The organism is Dinoroseobacter sp. S375, from assembly GCF_049800775.1.
Classification (GTDB): domain Bacteria; phylum Pseudomonadota; class Alphaproteobacteria; order Rhodobacterales; family Rhodobacteraceae; genus Dinoroseobacter.
Window position 1 is genome coordinate 32,590 of the sequence record NZ_JBNAFR010000016.1, and the last position, 16,537, is coordinate 49,126.

General features: G+C 65.0%; 20 protein-coding genes. 5 read left to right on the plus strand and 15 right to left on the minus strand.

The features are described 5' to 3' along the window. Positions 1 to 52: 52 nt before the first annotated feature. Positions 53 to 514 (minus strand): Lrp/AsnC family transcriptional regulator, encoded by a 462-nt coding sequence (locus tag ACP150_RS21195; RefSeq protein WP_424968714.1) that lies wholly within the window; start codon positions 512 to 514, stop codon positions 53 to 55. A gap of 143 nt (positions 515 to 657) precedes the next feature. Between ACP150_RS21195 and ald the strand changes: the two genes are divergently transcribed. Beyond that, positions 658 to 1,773, plus strand: coding sequence for an alanine dehydrogenase (gene ald / locus ACP150_RS21200; RefSeq protein ID WP_424968715.1), 1,116 nt, complete (start codon positions 658 to 660; stop codon positions 1,771 to 1,773). 57 nt (positions 1,774 to 1,830) lie between these two features. Here the strand turns inward: ald and ACP150_RS21205 are convergent, their stop codons facing one another. Genes ACP150_RS21205 through mscL form a run of 3 tightly spaced genes read right to left on the minus strand, consistent with a single transcriptional unit; the run spans position 1,831 to position 4,410 of the window. Beyond that, a complete protein-coding gene (locus ACP150_RS21205) occupies positions 1,831 to 2,958 on the minus strand; it encodes an acyltransferase family protein (RefSeq protein ID WP_424968716.1) in 1,128 nt (375 codons plus the stop codon). 20 nt (positions 2,959 to 2,978) lie between these two features. Continuing rightward, the gene (locus tag ACP150_RS21210; protein WP_424968717.1) at positions 2,979 to 3,956 is read right to left on the minus strand and encodes a sterol desaturase family protein; all 978 of its coding nucleotides are present in this window, start codon (positions 3,954 to 3,956) and stop codon (positions 2,979 to 2,981) included. Positions 3,957 to 4,014: 58 nt separating this feature from the next. Beyond that, a complete protein-coding gene (gene mscL / locus ACP150_RS21215; protein WP_424968718.1) occupies positions 4,015 to 4,410 on the minus strand; it encodes a large-conductance mechanosensitive channel protein MscL in 396 nt (131 codons plus the stop codon). Positions 4,411 to 4,556: 146 nt separating this feature from the next. Here mscL and ACP150_RS21220 point away from each other — a divergent pair, with 146 nt between their 5' ends. Beyond that, on the plus strand, positions 4,557 to 5,255 hold the full coding sequence (locus ACP150_RS21220) for a glutathione S-transferase family protein (RefSeq protein WP_424968720.1): 699 nt from the start codon (positions 4,557 to 4,559) through the stop codon (positions 5,253 to 5,255). Beyond that, a complete protein-coding gene (locus ACP150_RS21225) occupies positions 5,252 to 6,022 on the plus strand; it encodes an aspartate dehydrogenase (protein WP_424968721.1) in 771 nt (256 codons plus the stop codon). The genes ACP150_RS21220 and ACP150_RS21225 overlap by 4 nt, the downstream gene beginning before the upstream one ends. 4 nt (positions 6,023 to 6,026) lie before the next feature. Here the strand turns inward: ACP150_RS21225 and ACP150_RS21230 are convergent, their stop codons facing one another. Both ACP150_RS21230 and pheT read right to left on the minus strand, forming a co-directional pair. Beyond that, positions 6,027 to 6,497, minus strand: coding sequence for a YtoQ family protein (locus ACP150_RS21230; protein ID WP_424968722.1), 471 nt, complete (start codon positions 6,495 to 6,497; stop codon positions 6,027 to 6,029). Positions 6,498 to 6,614: 117 nt separating this feature from the next. Continuing rightward, positions 6,615 to 9,011: a phenylalanine--tRNA ligase subunit beta gene (pheT, locus tag ACP150_RS21235; RefSeq protein ID WP_424968723.1), complete on the minus strand. Its 2,397-nt coding sequence runs from the start codon at positions 9,009 to 9,011 to the stop codon at positions 6,615 to 6,617. A 197-nt stretch (positions 9,012 to 9,208) separates the two neighbouring features. Between pheT and ACP150_RS21240 the strand changes: the two genes are divergently transcribed. Further along, entirely contained in the window at positions 9,209 to 9,385 is a 177-nt protein-coding gene (locus ACP150_RS21240) for a hypothetical protein (protein WP_424968724.1), read from the plus strand. On the opposite strand, the gene ACP150_RS21245 is transcribed toward ACP150_RS21240, so the two are convergent. The 9 genes from ACP150_RS21245 to pyk all read right to left on the minus strand — a co-directional run bounded on the left by ACP150_RS21245 (position 9,382) and on the right by pyk (position 15,636). Next, positions 9,382 to 9,588 (minus strand): phenylalanyl-tRNA synthetase subunit beta, encoded by a 207-nt coding sequence (locus tag ACP150_RS21245; RefSeq protein ID WP_424968725.1) that lies wholly within the window; start codon positions 9,586 to 9,588, stop codon positions 9,382 to 9,384. The two genes, ACP150_RS21240 and ACP150_RS21245, sit on opposite strands and share 4 nt — an antisense overlap. A gap of 50 nt (positions 9,589 to 9,638) precedes the next feature. Then, the gene (gene pheS / locus ACP150_RS21250) at positions 9,639 to 10,712 is read right to left on the minus strand and encodes a phenylalanine--tRNA ligase subunit alpha (RefSeq protein ID WP_424968726.1); all 1,074 of its coding nucleotides are present in this window, start codon (positions 10,710 to 10,712) and stop codon (positions 9,639 to 9,641) included. 63 nt (positions 10,713 to 10,775) lie between these two features. Beyond that, the gene (locus ACP150_RS21255; protein ID WP_424968727.1) at positions 10,776 to 11,849 is read right to left on the minus strand and encodes a Hint domain-containing protein; all 1,074 of its coding nucleotides are present in this window, start codon (positions 11,847 to 11,849) and stop codon (positions 10,776 to 10,778) included. A gap of 224 nt (positions 11,850 to 12,073) precedes the next feature. After that, positions 12,074 to 12,439 carry a 50S ribosomal protein L20 gene (rplT, locus tag ACP150_RS21260; RefSeq protein WP_424968728.1) on the minus strand — a complete coding sequence of 122 codons (366 nt, stop codon included), beginning with the start codon at positions 12,437 to 12,439 and terminating at the stop codon, positions 12,074 to 12,076. 12 nt (positions 12,440 to 12,451) lie between these two features. Continuing rightward, a complete protein-coding gene (gene rpmI, locus ACP150_RS21265; protein WP_424968729.1) occupies positions 12,452 to 12,652 on the minus strand; it encodes a 50S ribosomal protein L35 in 201 nt (66 codons plus the stop codon). Positions 12,653 to 12,788: 136 nt separating this feature from the next. Further along, the gene (locus ACP150_RS21270; RefSeq protein ID WP_424968730.1) at positions 12,789 to 13,178 is read right to left on the minus strand and encodes a nuclear transport factor 2 family protein; all 390 of its coding nucleotides are present in this window, start codon (positions 13,176 to 13,178) and stop codon (positions 12,789 to 12,791) included. Between the two features lie 72 nt (positions 13,179 to 13,250). Then, on the minus strand, positions 13,251 to 13,880 hold the full coding sequence (locus ACP150_RS21275) for a GNAT family N-acetyltransferase (RefSeq protein ID WP_424968731.1): 630 nt from the start codon (positions 13,878 to 13,880) through the stop codon (positions 13,251 to 13,253). A 75-nt stretch (positions 13,881 to 13,955) separates the two neighbouring features. Next, positions 13,956 to 14,180, minus strand: coding sequence for a hypothetical protein (locus ACP150_RS21280; protein ID WP_424968732.1), 225 nt, complete (start codon positions 14,178 to 14,180; stop codon positions 13,956 to 13,958). Between the two features lie 7 nt (positions 14,181 to 14,187). Continuing rightward, complete coding sequence (pyk, locus tag ACP150_RS21285) at positions 14,188 to 15,636, minus strand: pyruvate kinase (protein ID WP_424968733.1); 1,449 nt, start codon at positions 15,634 to 15,636, stop codon at positions 14,188 to 14,190. A 135-nt stretch (positions 15,637 to 15,771) separates the two neighbouring features. Here pyk and ACP150_RS21290 point away from each other — a divergent pair, with 135 nt between their 5' ends. Next, positions 15,772 to 16,533, plus strand: coding sequence for an N-formylglutamate amidohydrolase (locus ACP150_RS21290; RefSeq protein WP_424968734.1), 762 nt, complete (start codon positions 15,772 to 15,774; stop codon positions 16,531 to 16,533). Positions 16,534 to 16,537: the final 4 nt, after the last annotated feature.

Consider the following 16,537-nt stretch of genomic DNA (forward strand, 5'->3'; position numbering starts at 1 on the left):
AGGCCGTGGACGGATCAGGGATGCGCGCCGACCGTTCAGCCCCCCAGAGTCTCTAGAGCGGGAGCGCCGTCGTCTTGAACACGGTGCGCAGGGCAAAGCTGGACTGGATCTGTGCGACGCCGGGCAAAGTGGCCAAACGGCTGCGATGGAGCGCGGCAAAGGCCTCCGTATCCTGCGCCACGACCTTGAGAAGATAGTCCGCCTTGCCCGCCATCAGATGGCATTCCAGCACCTCCGGCACGGTTTGCACCGCCTTCTCGAAGGCCGCGAGGACCTCATCCGCCTGCCCCGACAGGGTCACTTCGACAAACACGGTCGTCTTGCGATCCACGGCCCGGGGGTCCAGCAGGGCGACATAATCCCGGATCACACCCGCTGCCTCCATTCGGGCCACGCGGCGATGACAGGCCGAGGGCGACAGATGCGCCAGATCCGAGAGCTCCGCATTGGACATGCGCCCGGAGGTCTGAAGGGCCGCGAGGATTCGGAGATCCTTGTCGTCAAGGACAGTCATCTTGCACAATTTTCCCAGAATTTGTGTTCTTGCGCAATATTCTATCACATCAGAGCAATTTCACACATCACTTTTCAAAGCATTCCCGGACAAACCGTGACAGCTTCGGTCCATCGCGTTCATTTCTCACGAGGGAGGCTCTCATGCGCATCGGTTGCCCGACAGAAATCAAACCCCAGGAATATCGCGTCGGTCTGACGCCCGCTGCCGCTGCCGAGGCCATCGCCCATGGCCATGAGGTCGTCGTGCAGGCCGGTGCCGGTGTTGGCGCAGGCTTCGACGATGCCGATTACGTGGCCGCGGGCGCTGCGATCCTCGACACAGCCGCCGAGATCTTCGCAACCGCCGATATGATCGTGAAAGTGAAAGAGCCTCAGGCCATCGAGCGCGCCATGCTGCGCGAGGGTCAGGTCCTCTTCACCTATCTCCACCTGGCACCCGATCCCGACCAGACCCGTGATCTGCTGGCCTCCGGCGTGACCGCCATCGCCTACGAGACCGTGACCGCGCCGGACGGCACGCTGCCGCTGCTCGCGCCGATGTCCGAAGTGGCCGGTCGTCTCGCCCCGCAGGTGGGGGCCTGGACCCTGCAGAAGGCCAATGGGGGCCGCGGTGTTCTGATGGGCGGCGTGCCCGGGGTTGGCGCGGCCGAGGTGGTCGTGATCGGCGGCGGGGTCGTGGGGACCCATGCGGCGCGCGTGGCCGCCGGGATGGGCGCGAAAGTGACCGTTCTCGACCGCTCGCTCACGCGTCTGCGCTATCTCGACGAAGTGCATGGCCGCACATTTGCGAACCGTTACGCCTCCTCCGCCGCGACGGCCGAACTGGTGGCCAGCGCCGATATGGTGATCGGCGCGGTGCTCGTGCCCGGGGCCGCGGCCCCCAAGCTCGTCAGCCGTGCGCAGCTCGGCAGCATGAAGCCCGGGGCGGCCATCGTCGATGTAGCCATCGATCAGGGCGGCTGCTTCGAGACCTCGCGCGCAACCACGCACCAGGATCCGATTTATGACGTGGACGGGATCATGCATTACTGCGTGGCGAATATGCCCGGCGCCGTGGCCCGGACCTCGACCATCGCGCTCGGCAACGCGACCCTGCCCTATATGCTCGACATTGCCGACAAGGGCTGGCGCGCGGCCATCGCCGCCGACCCCCATCTGCGGGCCGGTCTGAACGTGCATGCGGGCAAGCTGACCTACCGCGCCGTGGGCGAAGCGCTTGGCCTCCCGGTCACCGAAGCGGAACTGCTCGCCGCCTGAGGGCGCGCTTGCCGCGGCCACGAACCAAGAACGGGCGGTGCAGACCCTACGCCGCCCTTACTCCATCTCAAGCTTGGCCTGCGCCGCCCCCCGCGAGAGGCGCTGCCAGACCCCGATGAGCCAGCCCCGTTGCCAGGCAAGCGGGAGCTCGAACATGCGGGCAAAGGCGAAGCAGATGGTCAGCGTTAGCCCGAGCATCCAGAGATCATGACCCGGCAGGTCATTCGGGAGGACCGCGTCGAGCAAATGCAGGCTCGGATAGTGCACCACATAGATCGAAAAACTGCCGCCAGCGATCCAGCGAATGGCGCGCGCATGGGCGGTCTGCTCTAGACTGGGGCGCCGGGACGCCAATCCGTAGACCCCCCAAAGATGCAGGGCGATGCAGCTCGCGAGCACAAAGCTCCAAAGCGCCTCGTCCGAATAGCTCAGCACAAGATGATGGTTGAACGGTGCGAGCGCCTCTGCCGTTCGTTGGGATAACAGGTCCGGCAGGCCCGAGATCTTCAGCACCAGCGCGCAAACCGGGCCTCCAATCGCGCAAAGCCAGGCCATACTGAGGGATGGGGCAGCCTTCTGGTCCATCCGCCGCCACACCAAAACGCCGAGCCACCAGCACGGCAATAGCGCGAGGATCGGAAGCCCGGCGAGAAGACCCAGCAAAAGCACGAGGATCACCCGCACCAGCCCGCGCAGAAACATGCAAGTGGCGAACAGCATGTAAAAGGCAACCTCATAACTGAGGGACCACAAGGGGCCATTGCTGCCGAGCCGCAAACGCGGCCAGAGCCCTTGCCATTCGCTCGTCACAGTGACCCCGCGCAACAGCATATCAGCGCCGGAGACCGGCTCAAAAAACGGGGCCTGATAGGCAGCGGGATCGACCCAGCGCCCCAAAGCATCGAAAACCACCGTCAGCAGCAAGGCCGGGATCAGGACCCCATAGATGCGCGTGAGCCGCTTGAAGGCAAACCGCCCGAGATTGCCGTCACGCGCCGCCGCCACGGCGATCACAAGGCCCGAAAGCACGAAAAAAACGATCACCGCGTCGCTCGCCACGTTCCATTCGCGCAGGACGTAGTAGTCGCCCCGGGTGAACCGGAGATGCGCCATATGCCCCAACAGCACCATCAGCGCCGCGCCCGCACGCAACAAATCCAGCCAGAGAGAGAACCCCGGCGTCATACCCCCCGGTGCAGGACTGGTCACGGATCCGATGCCTGTCTCGACGCTTCGGGGGATTTCTCCCGCAGCACGGCGAAGCTGTTGCGGAAAGGCCCGACCAACGCTGCGCCGAGCGTCCGATGCGGTTGGGGAATGGGTGTCCCGTCAGCCTCCGAGATCCCGAAAGTGAGATCCTCCTGCCGATCGGGGATGTAGAGCGTACCGAAGGCCCAGTCCCAAAGCGCGAAGATCGATCCGTAATTCTTGTCGTGATGCTCGACAGCCATGGAATGGTGGATCTGGTGCTGCGCCGGAGAGATGAACACGTGCTCCATCACGCGCCCATAGCTCAGCCAGATATGGCTGTGCCGCAGGTTCGCCCCCAAGGCGTTGAACACCACGTAGAGCGCATTCGCCCCGCCAATGGTCACGATATCGATCCGCCCAAGCAGCACGATCAGCACAACCGCCTGCACCAGCCCCACGATCAGGGTCATCAGCAGGTTGCGCAGCAATGTCTCCACCGGATGCGCGCGCATCACCGTGAGCGGCGTCAGCACCTCGGCTGAATGATGAACCGCATGGAACGGCCAGAGGATCGGCCATTCATGGTGCCATCGATGCGCCCAATACTTGCAGAAATCCGAGGCCATCACGATGATCACGGTGGCGGCCAGCACGCGAAGCCAGCTTTCGGGCGGCGGCGCGTAGCCAGCAAACTCCGCCCACAGGCTGAGCACCCCGCTCGCCACCAGAGGCGGAAAGAACAGCGCCCCGGCCAGACCAGAAACATCGACCAGCCGATTGGTAAAAAACAGCTTGATATCCAACAGGTTGGAGCGATGACGATAGACCTTGGCCGGCAAGAGCCATGCCAGAAAGCCCCCCGGTCGCCCACGCCAGAACCAGATCGACGCCGCCAGACCGAGCGTGCAACCGAGATACACCAGCGAGATCCGCAGGTTCATATTGAACGGCGCCGCCAGCAAGTCCCGAATATACGCGTAAACCAGATCCATCACACCTGTCCTTGCGACAAGCATGATGGAGAGAGATTTCTATCGGGTTAGCGCCGCCTCAGGACTTGGCGAGCGCATCCCGGATCTGCATCAGCAGCTCTTTTTCCGTGGGGCCCGGGTCCTCGGCGGGGGCCTCCTCCTTGGGCTCTTCCGCCATGGTTTTCACCCGGTTCACCATCTTCACAAGAAGAAACACGACCCAGGCAATGATCAGGAAATTGATCACAGCCATGATGAAGTTCCCATAGGCGAAGATGGCCGCCTCTTCACCCTCGGTCAGGGCGATCCCGAGCCCGGAGAAATCCAAACCTCCGGTAAACAGGCTGATAATCGGGTTAATAAGGTCCTGAACCAGTGATGTGACAATGGCCGTGAAGGCCGCACCGATGATGATCCCGACGGCCATGTCCATGACATTGCCCTTGGCGATAAATTCCTTGAACTCGTTGAGCATTGCGCAAAGCTCTCCTTGAATACTCTTGACCCAGACGCGGCCCCTGCATGGGTGCACATGGTCTGCGCGGCGAGGTTAACAGCCGCTCCCCTGTTTTCCCACTGCATCTGGCTTACCTGTGCAGAACAACGCCGAAGGAGCCCCCGATGACCGACCTCTCTGCCTTTCCGATCACCCGAAAATGGCCCGCTGAAAACCCGGGGGTGCTGCAGCTTTACTCCTTCCCGACACCGAACGGGATCAAGGTGTCGATCGCGCTCGAAGAGCTCGGCCTGCCCTATGAGCCCCATAAGGTGACCCTCTCGGACGCGGATGTGAAAAGCCCGGAGTTCCTCTCGCTCAACCCCAATAACAAGATCCCGGCCATCATCGATCCCGATGGCCCGGACGGCCCCGTCGCACTGTTCGAATCGGGGGCCATCCTGCTCTATCTCGGCGAGAAGACGGGCAAGCTGATCGGCAACAGCCCGGCAGAGAAAGCCGTGATCACGCAATGGCTGATGTTCCAGATGGGCGGGCTCGGGCCGATGCTGGGTCAGCTGGGCTATTTCGTGAAATTCGCAGGCAGCGAGATCGAGGACCCCCGCCCGCGAGAGCGTTACATCGCCGAGGCCAAGCGGCTCCTCGCCGTGCTCGAAGGGGCGCTGGAGGGCAAAGACTGGATCGCGGGCACCTATTCCATCGCCGATATCGCGATCGCTCCCTGGCTCCGCGCGCTCGAGTTTTACGGCACGCGCGAGCTTTTGGGCTGGTCCGAACACAAGAACCTGGTCGCCTATCTGGACCGGTTTCTCGCCCGCCCGGCCGTGCAGACCGGCCTCAACATTCCGGATCGCAACGGATGAGGATCGCCTTCATCGGGCTCGGCGCAATCAACCGCGCCGTCGCTGCCGGACTGAGGGAGGGCGCGCAGCCGGCCACCATGGCTGCCCTGACACGGCAGGGTGCGACCGCCCCGGAGGTTCCCGCCCTGGGCACCCTCGACGCACTGCGCGACTTCGCGCCGGACCTGGTGGTGGAGGCGGCAGGGCATGCCGCCGCGCGCAGCTATGCCCCGGCCCTTCTCGCCGACGGGATGTCCGTCCTGCTTGCCTCTGTCGGCGCGCTCGCGGATCCCGAGACCGAGGACAGGTTTCGGTCCGCCCCGCAGAAGGGCGCGCAATTGTTGATCCCCGCAGGGGCGCTCGGCGGGCTGGACATGGTCGCCGCCTTGCCGAAATCCACCCTGCATTCGGTGACCTATACCGGGACCAAACCGCCCCGCGCCTGGGCCGGAAGCCCGGCAGCCGAAGGGCATGACCTGGTGGCCCTGACGCGCCCCACGCCGTTGTTCGAGGGCACGGCCCGAGAGGCGGCGTTGCGGTTTCCCAAGAATGCCAATGTGGCCGCGACACTGGCGCTGGCCGGGCTGGGGTTTGACAAGACCGACGCACGGCTGGTCGCAGACCCGGCTGCGACCGGCAACAGTCACGCCTATACCGTCGCATCCGAGGCTGCCGAGATGTCGTTCGCGGTGACCGCGAAACCCTCGGCAACGCCCGGCACCTCGGCCACCACCGCCTTCAGCCTGCTGCGCGCGATCCGGAACCGCGACGAAGCACTGGTGATCTGAGCCGCTACTCTGCCGCCGCGGCCGCCCCCGCAGGCAAAGCCCCGGTCAGCACATAGCGCAACACTTCGACGACCTGCGCCGGGGTCTCGGCCACGGCCAGAGCCGCTGCATGAACCTCTTTCAAGGCGTGCTGATGCTCTGGCGGATTCAGAACAATGATCGATTTGCCCAGCGCCGCCGCGTAGCCCGCATCGAAGGCCGCGTTCCACTGCTTGTACTTCTCGCCAAACCGCACCACGACGATATCCGCATCGGCGATGCCTTTGCGAGTGCGGATCGCGTTGACCATCGCACCCTTGTGGTCATGCCAGTACTTGTTCGGCTCCGCCCCGAGGATCGCGACACCGCAATCATCGCTCGCCGCGTGATCGGTCACCGGCGCATTGAAACTTACATCAAGCCCCGCCGCCCCATCGACGATCTGCTCGCGCCAATCCGTGTGGATCTCACCCGAAAGATAAATGTTCAGCCCCATGGCCCCCTCCGTTCGCTGGAACGGGGGCACCCCGCCCCCATCTTAAGTCAGGAAATATCCCCGCCGGAGGCAAGATCAACCGCTCAGCCCACGCGCCGCACGCAGCAGCGCGCGAGATCAGCCGCGCAGAACCCCGCCCGTGGCCTTTTCGACCTTGGCAATGATCTTGGCGGCGACAGCCTCGATATCCTTCTCCGTCAGGGTCGCATCCTTCGGCTGCAGCCGCACGGTGATCGCGAGCGATTTCTTCCCCTCGCCCAGCGCACCCCCGATGAACTCGTCAAAGACGCGCACCTCTTCGATCAGCGCCTTGTCCGCTCCTGCGGCCGCGTTGGTCAGGTTCAGCGCCTCGACGCCCGCATCCACAACAAAGGCAAAATCCCGCTCCACCGCCTGCAGGTCTTTGGCCTCCAAAGCCGGGCGGGTCGCGCTCGACTTGCGCGGCATCGGGATCTCGTCGGGCCAGATGGTGAAGCCCATGACCGGCCCCTTGAGGTCCAGCGCCGCAACGACCTTGGGGTGCAATTCGCCAAACACGCCAAGGACCTTCTTGGGACCGAGGCAAATCTTGCCGTGCCGCCCCGGATGCCACCATTCCTGCGCCCCGCGCAGGATCTGTACTTTGGCGGGCGCGCCAATCGCGGCCAGAACGGCCTCCGCATCGGCCTTGACGTCATAGATATCGACCGGACGGCTCTCGCCGCGCACATCCTTGGGCCCGGTACGCCCAACCAGCAGGCCCGAGATCAGCGTATGCTGCTCGCCCGGCTCGCCGCCATGAAAGGCCGGGCCGACCTCGAACAGGGCCAGATCCATCATGCCCCGCGCCTGATTGCGCGCCGCCGCCTGCATCAGCCCGGGCAGAAGCGCGGGCCGCATATGGCTCATCTCGGAACTGATCGGGTTCTCGAGCTCCGTGGCCTCGGTGCCCCCCCCGAACAGCGCCGCGGTCGGCTGATCGATGAAGGAATAGGTCACGCATTCATTATAGCCGAGCCCCGCAGCCATGCGGCGCGCCATGGCCTGCCGCCGCTGGCCCGGGGTCACCACGGGCTTGGGCACGCCGGTCTCCGAGCGCGGCAAGGGCCGCCCTTCGAGCTTGGTCAAGGATGCGATCCGCGCGACTTCCTCGACCAGATCCGCCTCGCCCATCACATCCGGACGCCAGCTCGGCACATGGGCCATGTCGCCCTCAAGCGTGAAGCCCAACGCCTCCAGCGTCGCGCGCTGGGTCTCGGGCGCGATCTCCATGCCCACAAGGCTCTGCACCCGGTCGGTATCCAGCTTATAGGCCCGGCTCACATCCGGCATCGCACCTGCCATGACCACGTCCGAGGCCTCCCCGCCGCAGAGATCGAGGATCATCCGCGTCGCGTGTTCCATGCCCGTAGGGGTCCAGGCCGGGTCGATCCCGCGCTCGAACCGGTAGCGCGCGTCCGAATTGATCTTCAGCGCGCGCCCCGTATAGGCGGTCCGGATCGGGTCGAAATAGGCCGCCTCGACAAAGACATTCACGGTCTCATCGGTACAGCCCGAGGCCAGCCCGCCCATGATCCCGCCAAGGCTCTCGACGCCATTCTCGTCCGAGATCGCGGTCATGCCGGGTTCGAGCACATACTCCTTCTCGTCGAGACCGGTGAAGGTCTCGCCGCCCTTGGCCGCATGGACGCGCAGCCCGCCCTTGACCTTGTCTGCATCGAAGACATGCAGGGGCCGGTTGCGGTCATAGGTGAAGAAGTTGGTGATATCCACGAGGGTCGAGATAGGGCGCAAGCCAATCGCCCGCAGGGCCGCCTGCAGCCAATCCGGCGAGGGACCGTTCTTAACGCCGCGGATCAGACGGCCATAGAAGACCGGCGCCGCGCCCAGGGTGTCTTCGTCGATGCTGACCGAGATCGGACAGGGGAAGCTGCCTTGCACCGGGTCCGTATCGCGCGCCTTCATCGTCCCGAGCCCGCGCGCCGCGAGGTCGAGCGCGATGCCCCGCACGCCCAGAGCGTCCGGACGGTTCGGCGTGATCGCAATCTCGATCACCGGATCGACGCGCGCCGGATCATGCGCCGCCAGCCAGTCCGGGAAGCTCTGGCCAATCTCGCCCTCGGGCAGCTCGATGATACCCGTATGCTCGTCCGACATCTCGAGCTCGCGCTCGGAGGCCATCATGCCATAGCTCTCGATCCCGCGGATCTTCCCGACGCCGATGGTTGTGTCAATGCCCGGCACATAGACCCCCGGGCGGGCCACGACGACCGTGATGCCTTCGCGCGCGTTCGGCGCGCCGCAGATGATCTGGGTCGGGCCCTCGCCATACTCCACCTGACAGACCTTCAGCCGGTCGGCCTCGGGGTGTTTCTCGGCCGAGATCACCTTGCCCACGATAAACTCCGACAGCGTCGCGGCGGGGTTCTCGACCCCCTCCACCTCCAGCCCGAGATCGGTCAGGGCATAAAGGATGTCGTCAAGGGAGGCCTCGGTCTCGAGGTGATCCTTGAGCCAGGAAAGCGTGAATTTCATCGGGCCGGTCCTGCATGGGTAAAACGTCCCGCTGCTCTTATCCGAAGGGATGCGCGCGGGAAAGAGGCCGGGCCGAGAATTCCCCGCGCCAAGGCGCCCCATGCCGCGAGACAACCCGGCCCCTGCCACATTCCCGCCACGGGGCGTCGGTAGTTAACACCCAGTTAACGGCCAACCCCGCCCAGAGAGACAGTTCCATGACGATCCCCACCGCACCCGTGCCCCGCGCCCTCCGGTTTGAAACGCTTGCCATGAGCGTGGCCTTTGTCCTGGTCCTCGGCCTGACGGCCGGGCTGCTGGGCGAAGCACGTGCCGAGATGGGCGCAGAACTCGACACCTCGCGCAAGTCCGAATGGACCGCACCGCTCAACTAGGGATCGCGCTCCTCACGCCGCTCCCGCGCGGCAAACCAGCGCGACACGCCATAGGCCGGCAGCAGGATCACCGCCCAGCCCAGCGCATTGAGCAACGTCAGACGCAGCTTCAGCCCCACGGGCCAGCGGTCCGAGGTCCAAAGCCCGATATGGGCGAGGATGATCAGGGTTATGAGCGCGCCAAGCGCGAGACGGGTCGCCATGGCCCATAGTTAGGCCACCACGCGATGCCGCAAAGCGGTCGGGTGTTGGCCTAGCGGCTCAGGCCCGCATTGATCGTCGGCACATCCAGCGCGCGGAAGCCGTAGTTCCGCAGCCAGCGCAGGTCCGAATCGAAGAAGGCGCGCAGGTCCGGGATGCCGTATTTCAGCATCGCGATCCGGTCGATCCCCATGCCGAAGGCAAAGCCCTGCCATTCCGCCGGGTCGATCCCGCCCGCCTCGAGCACCTTGGGATGCACCATGCCGGAGCCGAGGATCTCGAGCCAGTCATCGCCCTCGCCGACCTTGAGCTGACCGCCCTCCCAGGAGCAGCGGATATCCACCTCTGCCGAGGGCTCGGTGAAGGGGAAGTGCGAGGCGCGGAAGCGCAGCTCCACATCGTCGACCTCGAAATAGCTGCGCACGAACTCTTCTAGCACCCATTTCAGGTTCGCCATAGAGATGTCGCGGTCGATCGCCAGCCCTTCGACCTGATGGAACATTGGCGTGTGGGTCTGGTCGTAGTCGCAGCGATACACGCCGCCCGGGCAGATCACCCGCAGCGGGGCGCCCTGCTCTTGCATGGAGCGGATCTGCACCGGCGAGGTATGGGTCCGCAGCACATGGGGCGGGCGGTCATCGCCCTCGGCGCGCTTCATGTAAAACGTGTCCATCTCGGCGCGGGCCGGGTGGTGGCCGGGGATGTTGAGCGCGTCGAAATTGTACCAGTCGCTTTCGATCCGCGGCCCTTCGGCCACTGCGAAGCCCATATCAGCAAAGATCGCCGCAACCTCTTCGGAGACCTGGCTGATCGGATGCAGCGAACCCGCAGGCCGCTGCCGGCCGGGCAGGGTCACGTCGAGCCATTCCGAGCGCAGCCGTTCATCCAGCGCCGCATCCGCGAGGGCGGCTTTCTTGGCCGCCAGCGCAGAGTTGATTTCATCCTTCAAGGCGTTGAGCGCGGGACCGGCGACCTGCCGCTCCTCGGGCGTCATCTTGCCCAGCTCGCGCATCTTGAGGCTGACCTCGCCCTTCTTGCCCACGGCGGCCACGCGCAAACTCTCCAGCGCCGACTCGTCCGCCGCCTCGGCAATCGCCGTCAGGTATTTCGCTTTGAGATCGTCCATGGTCTTTCGCCTCGTCCTGCGTCGCGCCCGGAGGTAGCGAGCCCGGAGGCCGAATGCAACCGCTCAGACCGCCCCGTCTTGCCGCAAAAGCTGCGCTTCATGGGCGCGGAGGGTCATCCGGGCGCTGTGACCATAGCTGGCCGCATCCGCGACAAGCCCCGGAAAGAGCCGCGACAGCTCGGCCCGGGCGGCGGGATCGAGCGTGTCGAGCGCCTGCTGTCCGGGATGAAAGCTCTCGGACCACGCACCATTGGCGCAGACCAGTTGGTGGGTGTCAAAGAGCAGGTGAATGTAGCGCACCATCCCCCCGGGCCAGCGCACCACGCGGTCGCCATCCACCAGATGACGCGCGGCGACCAGCACCTCATCCCGCCCGGTCAACAGCTCCGCCTGCCAGCCGGTCAGCAGCATCCGATGCTGGGGCGACACCAGCAGCGGCCGGGTCAGACCGAACATCCCCGCCGGTATCCGCACCGGGGTCAGTACCCCCGCCGCTGGCACGGTCCGCGCACTGACCCAACGCAGGGTCTGGATCCCGGCATCGCGGGTCCAGATGCGATCCCCGGGGACCAGATCCTCGACCGCGCGCGCGCCAAATTCCATGTCGATCATCGTGCCGGGCGTGAAACACACGCCGCTATCGCCCGCATTCACGGCCATGAAGACCGGCGTGGTCGGGTCGGGCTGGTTGAATTGTATGGAATAGGTCGACGCATTGGCACTGGTTGGCAGGGGAATGTTGGTGGACACAGCACCGGCAGCCGCCCCTTCCACCGCCTCGATATTCTTGGTGCCGCCCCCGATGTCATAGAAGTCGATGACGTCGCCACTGGACGTATCGGTCAGGGCAAAGGCCTCGGAATTGTACTTGCCGCCACCATCCGGATCCGTGAGCTGGATCCCGAACGCGTCCTGCGAGATCACATAGACATTCTCACCCGAGTCCGGGTCATAAGACACGCGCACGTCCTCGTGGTCGAGATCCACCTCCATCACCGAGGTGCCATTGTGATTGTAGAAACTGACCGTGAAATCGCCCGGATCCTCGGACGGATCGAGCGAAACCTCCAGAAACTCCGATACGCCGGATTTCTTGGCATAGGCGTTCGAGTAGTGCATTTCGCTGATACGCGCCACGGTTCGGGGATCTCCGCCTTGCTGCCTGTCTACCTGGCCGGGCCCCGCGTGACGGTCCTGTGTCGGGCTGCCCTGCCTTTGGCACTATCCTCGCCGCATTTAGGTAAACAAAAAGAGAACAAAACCGGATCCCACGGTCGGAAACCGAGATTTTCGCGCCCAAATGGGCACAAAAAAACCGCGCCTGAAAGGCGCGGTCTCGTAATCTCGAACGCCGCGGCCCGTTACGCGGGCAGCGCAGCTTTCGCCTGGTCCACGATCGCGTTGAACGCGTCGGGCTCATGCACGGCCAGATCGGCCAGAACCTTGCGGTCCACTTCGATCCCGGCCAGCGACAGGCCATTGATGAAGCGCGAATATGTCAGCGCCTCGTCATGGGCGCGCACGGCGGCATTGATCCGCTGGATCCACAGAGCGCGGAACTGACGCTTGCGGGCCTTGCGGTCGCGCGTGGCGTATTGGTTGGCCTTGTCGACCGCCTGACGGGCGACCTTGAAGGTGTTCTTGCGGCGACCGTAATAGCCTTTGGCGGCATCGGTGACCTTCTTGTGACGGGCGTGGGTGACGGTTCCACCTTTGGTACGGGACATATTCCGGTCTCCTTAGCGCGAGTAGGGCATGTAGGACTTGACGATCTTCGCATCGGGCGCGCTGAGGGTCGTGGTGCCCCGCGCGGTGCGAATGAACTTCGTGGTCCGCTTGATCATGCCGTGGCGCTTGCCGGCCTGACCGGCTTTGACCTTGCCACTGGCCGTCATCTTGAAGCGCTTTTTGGCGCTCGACTTCGTCTTCATCTTGGGCATTTGCGTCTCCTGTCGTCTACGCTTGATCCCGCGACTCGGCATGCCACTTCGGCCGGTCTCGGGCTTGAGCGTGCGCGTTTAGGACAGGTGCCGGGAATTGGCAAGCCCTTTGCGCGCAAAGGGCGGAACGACGCGGTCAGCCTCCGGCCTGACGGGCGTAGTCCTCGGCATCGAACCAGCCAAGGGATTTCTGGACCTTGAGATCCGCGTCGAGCTCCCATTCCTCCCAGCCGCGCACATTGAGCGGACGCCCGGACGTGGCGTCATGGCCGGTGAAGGTCCAGACATAGATCACATGCGCGCCCGCCCCTCGGATCGCATCGCAGCTCAGCCGCAGGTCTGGCACATCGGCGAAGAAGCCCGCCGCCATCTCGGCCACCTTTGCGCGCCCCTCCCACGGGGTGCCGCGATTGATGGTGATCCCGCCGCCCTCGGCATAAAACGCCGCGACCGCATTCGGGTCGCCGGAATTCCATGCGGCCGTATAGGCCTCGGCCAGTGCATCGAGCGTGTCTTGCGTGGTCATCGATCCCTCCCTGATCCATGGTCGCGAGCCTGTCAGAGCAGGATCCCGCTGTCGAGTATCGCCGCGCAGAGGCTAGAGGGGGCAGATCATCGTTGTCGCACTGCGAAACCCGAACAGCGCCCGGAACGGACCGAGATCCGTGGTATCCCCCGCCACGAACCCCTCGCGTTCATAGAGAGCGCGGGCCCTTGGATTGGTGTCGATCACATCGAGCCGCACCTGCCTGCACCCCTGCGAGCGCGCTGTCTGCTTGATCGCGGTCAAGAGCGCGCGGCCAATCCCCTGCCCGCGCGCCGAGGCCTCGACCATGATCCCGTCCATCAACAGAATGCCCGGCGTCACCGGACGCTCCAGCACCGACAGCCCGAGACCCCGCCACAGCGCGCCGAGCCCGCCATAAACTGCGCGCAGATCTGCCATCTCGCCGCCCATGAACCCGCCCTCGGCGGTCTTGAACCCTGCCACCCCCAAAAGCCGACCATCCGGTCCCAGAGCGCTGATCGCGAAATCCGGGTCGGCCACCTGCCGAAGGAAGCTCAGCGCCTTGGCCTCCGGGCCCATGAGCCGATGCAATTTGCCTTGAAAAGCCTGCCAGTAGAGGGCGGCGGCACGGTCGCGCTGCGCCTCGGGGAAACCAGCGCGCACCACAATGTCAGCGCGCGGCGTTTCAGGTTTCGGGGGGCCGGAGGGGGGATGCGTCATGCACCAGACGTGGCCATGCCCCCCGGCCGATGCAAGGCGCCCGCGCAGATCTCGGATCTGCGCCACCGCGCGCCCTCAGTCCGACATCGCCCGGAAAAGCTTGACCACCGCGATGGGCACATCCTCGATCCGGAGGCCATCCGGATCGGTATACCAGGCAATCCCCAGCAAAAGCAGGCCGACCCCGCCCAGGGCGAGGGTCGGCCAGAGCGATCGCTCCTCGATGGAGGCCACAAGGCTGCGCGTTACGGAGAACACGACACAGAGCAGTCCGAAGACCAGTGTCAGCTCCGTCAGCATGGACGCCTCAGCCCGGTTCGGTCGAGAAGATCAGCCGTTCCTCACAGGGCGCTACACGCAGAATGTTCGTACTGCCCGCCTGGTTGAAGGGGACACCGGCGACAACCAGGATCTGGTCGGCCTCGGTGGCGAACTCCTCGGTGCGCGCGGCCCGTGCTGCGGCGACCACCGCCATCTTGAAGCGCGAGATCTCGGTGACCATCACGCAATGGGCCCCCCATGTCAGGCAGAGCTTGCGCGCCGTACCGAGACGGCTGGTCAGGGCAATGATCGGCACGCGCGGTTTCTCGCGGCTGACCTTGGACACTGTGGTCCCGGATTCCGAGAAACAGCAGATCGCCTTGATCCCCGAGGTGGTCTCGGCGATCTCGCGGGCCGCCGAAACGATCCCGTCCGCCACGGTGGAGCGGGCCCCGGGGCGCGAGGCCTCGATCACCTGACGGTAGGTCGGGTCACTCTCGACCTCGATGGCCACGTTGTTCATCGTCCGCACGGCCTCGATCGGGAACTGGCCAGCGGCGGATTCCGCGCTGAGCATCACCGCATCCGCGCCCTCATAGATCGCCGCAGCCACGTCCGACACCTCGGCCCGGGTCGGCATGGGCGAAGTGATCATGCTCTCGAGCATCTGGGTCGCCACGATGACCGGCTTGGCCTCGCGCCGCGCCCCGCGCACGAGGCGCTTCTGGATCGGCGGGACCTTCTGCACCGGCAGCTCGACCCCAAGATCGCCGCGCGCGACCATGATTCCGTCCGAGGCGGCGAGGATTTCTTCATAGGCTTCGACGGCGGCGGGTTTCTCGATCTTGGACAAAATCGCCGCCCGGCCCCCGGCCAGCTTGCGCGCTTCCTGCACGTCCTCGGCGCGCTGCACGAAGGACAGCGCCAGCCATTCCACACCCAGGGTGCAGACAAAATCAAGATCCGCCCGGTCCTTGTCCGACAACGCCGCCAGCGGCAGCACCACATCGGGCACGTTCACGCCCTTGCGGTCGGAAATCTCGCCCGCGACGGTCACTTCGGTTTCGGCGAAATCGGCCCCGCAATCGGTGACCTTCAGCACGATCTTGCCGTCATTGACCAGAAGCCGCGCGCCGGGTTCCAGCGCGTCGAAAATCTCCTTGTGGGGCAGGCAGACGCGGGTCGCATCCCCCTCGGCCGGATCGAGATCCAGACGGAAGGCCTGTCCCAGCTCCAGCTGATGCGGTCCATCGGCAAAGGCCCCGACCCGCAGCTTCGGCCCCTGCAGATCTGCAAGGATCGCGATGGGGCGCCCGGTGTCTTTCTCAACCTGCCGGATAATCTCATGCCGCGCGGCCACATCTTCGTGGCTGCCATGGCTCATATTCAGGCGGAAAACATCTGCGCCCGTCTCGAACAATTCTCGAATGGTCTCGTAATCACTGGAGCTCGGGCCCAGCGTTGCAACAATTTTCAGGTTTCTATGGCGTCTCACAATCGGCTCCCTCGGTCCGGACGGTCCCGTCGCCGTTAGCGGTATCACGTCGCCCAGCGGCTTTCCATGGCGTTTTGCAGTTGCAGCAGGCAGAGGTCTGGTCCCGGCCCGCAAAGGAGGCTATGGCCTAGGCGCATGACGACAGGATTACAGACGGATGGCCCCGCCTTTCTCGAGGTTGCCGGCCCCGCGCAGTCAGACTGGGTGCTGGTCTGCGATCACGCCCGTAACCGCGTGCCGATCACAGTCGCCGGAGGCGATCTGGGCCTGCCCGCCGAGGATATGGCCCGTCATATCGCCTTTGACCCCGGGGCGGAGGGCGTGACACGGGCCCTGGCGGCCGAACTGGGCGCGCCTGCGGTGATCTCGACCTTCTCGCGGCTGGTGATCGATCCGAACCGGTCCGAGGACGATCCCACGCTGCTGATGCGGCTCTATGACGGCACGATCATACCCGGCAACCGCCATGCGGATGCCACCGAGCGCGCCCGCCGGATCGCCGATTGGCACCGGCCCTACCACGACGCGGTGGGCGCGATGCTGCTGCGGCATCCCGAGGCCCTGCTGGTCTCGATCCACTCTTTCACACCGCAGCTGCGCGGACGCGCTCCGCGGCCTTGGCATATCGGCGTGCTCTATGCCGAGGATGCGCGGCTCGCGCGGCCCTTCATCACCGCCGCCGAGGGCGAGGCCGATCTCTGCGTCGGGGATAACAAGCCCTATTCCGGTCACCTGCCCGGCGACACGATGGACCGCCACGGCGTGCAGCCCGGACGCCCCCATGTCTTGATCGAGCTGCGCAACGACCTCATTTCAACCCCAGAGACGCAATCCGCCTGGGGACGCCGCCTTGCCGGGCTGCTGCAGGTGGCAAAATCCCAGATGGAGGAGACCTGACATG

What these genes read in the sequence shown, in the direction of transcription:
- ACP150_RS21210 (WP_424968717.1), bottom strand. Translation starts at nt 3,956, where the DNA reads ATGGATCTGGTTTACGCGTATATTCGGGACTTGCTGGCGGCGCCGTTC.
- ACP150_RS21240 (WP_424968724.1), top strand. Translation starts at nt 9,209, where the DNA reads ATGACGATCCCCACCGCACCCGTGCCCCGCGCCCTCCGGTTTGAAACG.
- ACP150_RS21230 (WP_424968722.1), bottom strand. Translation starts at nt 6,497, where the DNA reads ATGGGGCTGAACATTTATCTTTCGGGTGAGATCCACACGGATTGGCGC.
- ACP150_RS21275 (WP_424968731.1), bottom strand. Translation starts at nt 13,880, where the DNA reads ATGACGCATCCCCCCTCCGGCCCCCCGAAACCTGAAACGCCGCGCGCT.
- ACP150_RS21195 (WP_424968714.1), bottom strand. Translation starts at nt 514, where the DNA reads ATGACTGTCCTTGACGACAAGGATCTCCGAATCCTCGCGGCCCTTCAG.
- ACP150_RS21280 (WP_424968732.1), bottom strand. Translation starts at nt 14,180, where the DNA reads ATGCTGACGGAGCTGACACTGGTCTTCGGACTGCTCTGTGTCGTGTTC.
- pheT (WP_424968723.1), bottom strand. Translation starts at nt 9,011, where the DNA reads ATGAAATTCACGCTTTCCTGGCTCAAGGATCACCTCGAGACCGAGGCC.
- ACP150_RS21220 (WP_424968720.1), top strand. Translation starts at nt 4,557, where the DNA reads ATGACCGACCTCTCTGCCTTTCCGATCACCCGAAAATGGCCCGCTGAA.
- ACP150_RS21290 (WP_424968734.1), top strand. Translation starts at nt 15,772, where the DNA reads ATGACGACAGGATTACAGACGGATGGCCCCGCCTTTCTCGAGGTTGCC.
- ACP150_RS21225 (WP_424968721.1), top strand. Translation starts at nt 5,252, where the DNA reads ATGAGGATCGCCTTCATCGGGCTCGGCGCAATCAACCGCGCCGTCGCT.
- ACP150_RS21205 (WP_424968716.1), bottom strand. Translation starts at nt 2,958, where the DNA reads ATGACGCCGGGGTTCTCTCTCTGGCTGGATTTGTTGCGTGCGGGCGCG.
- ACP150_RS21270 (WP_424968730.1), bottom strand. Translation starts at nt 13,178, where the DNA reads ATGACCACGCAAGACACGCTCGATGCACTGGCCGAGGCCTATACGGCC.
- ald (WP_424968715.1), top strand. Translation starts at nt 658, where the DNA reads ATGCGCATCGGTTGCCCGACAGAAATCAAACCCCAGGAATATCGCGTC.
- mscL (WP_424968718.1), bottom strand. Translation starts at nt 4,410, where the DNA reads ATGCTCAACGAGTTCAAGGAATTTATCGCCAAGGGCAATGTCATGGAC.
- rpmI (WP_424968729.1), bottom strand. Translation starts at nt 12,652, where the DNA reads ATGCCCAAGATGAAGACGAAGTCGAGCGCCAAAAAGCGCTTCAAGATG.
- pheS (WP_424968726.1), bottom strand. Translation starts at nt 10,712, where the DNA reads ATGGACGATCTCAAAGCGAAATACCTGACGGCGATTGCCGAGGCGGCG.
- ACP150_RS21245 (WP_424968725.1), bottom strand. Translation starts at nt 9,588, where the DNA reads ATGGCGACCCGTCTCGCGCTTGGCGCGCTCATAACCCTGATCATCCTC.
- rplT (WP_424968728.1), bottom strand. Translation starts at nt 12,439, where the DNA reads ATGTCCCGTACCAAAGGTGGAACCGTCACCCACGCCCGTCACAAGAAG.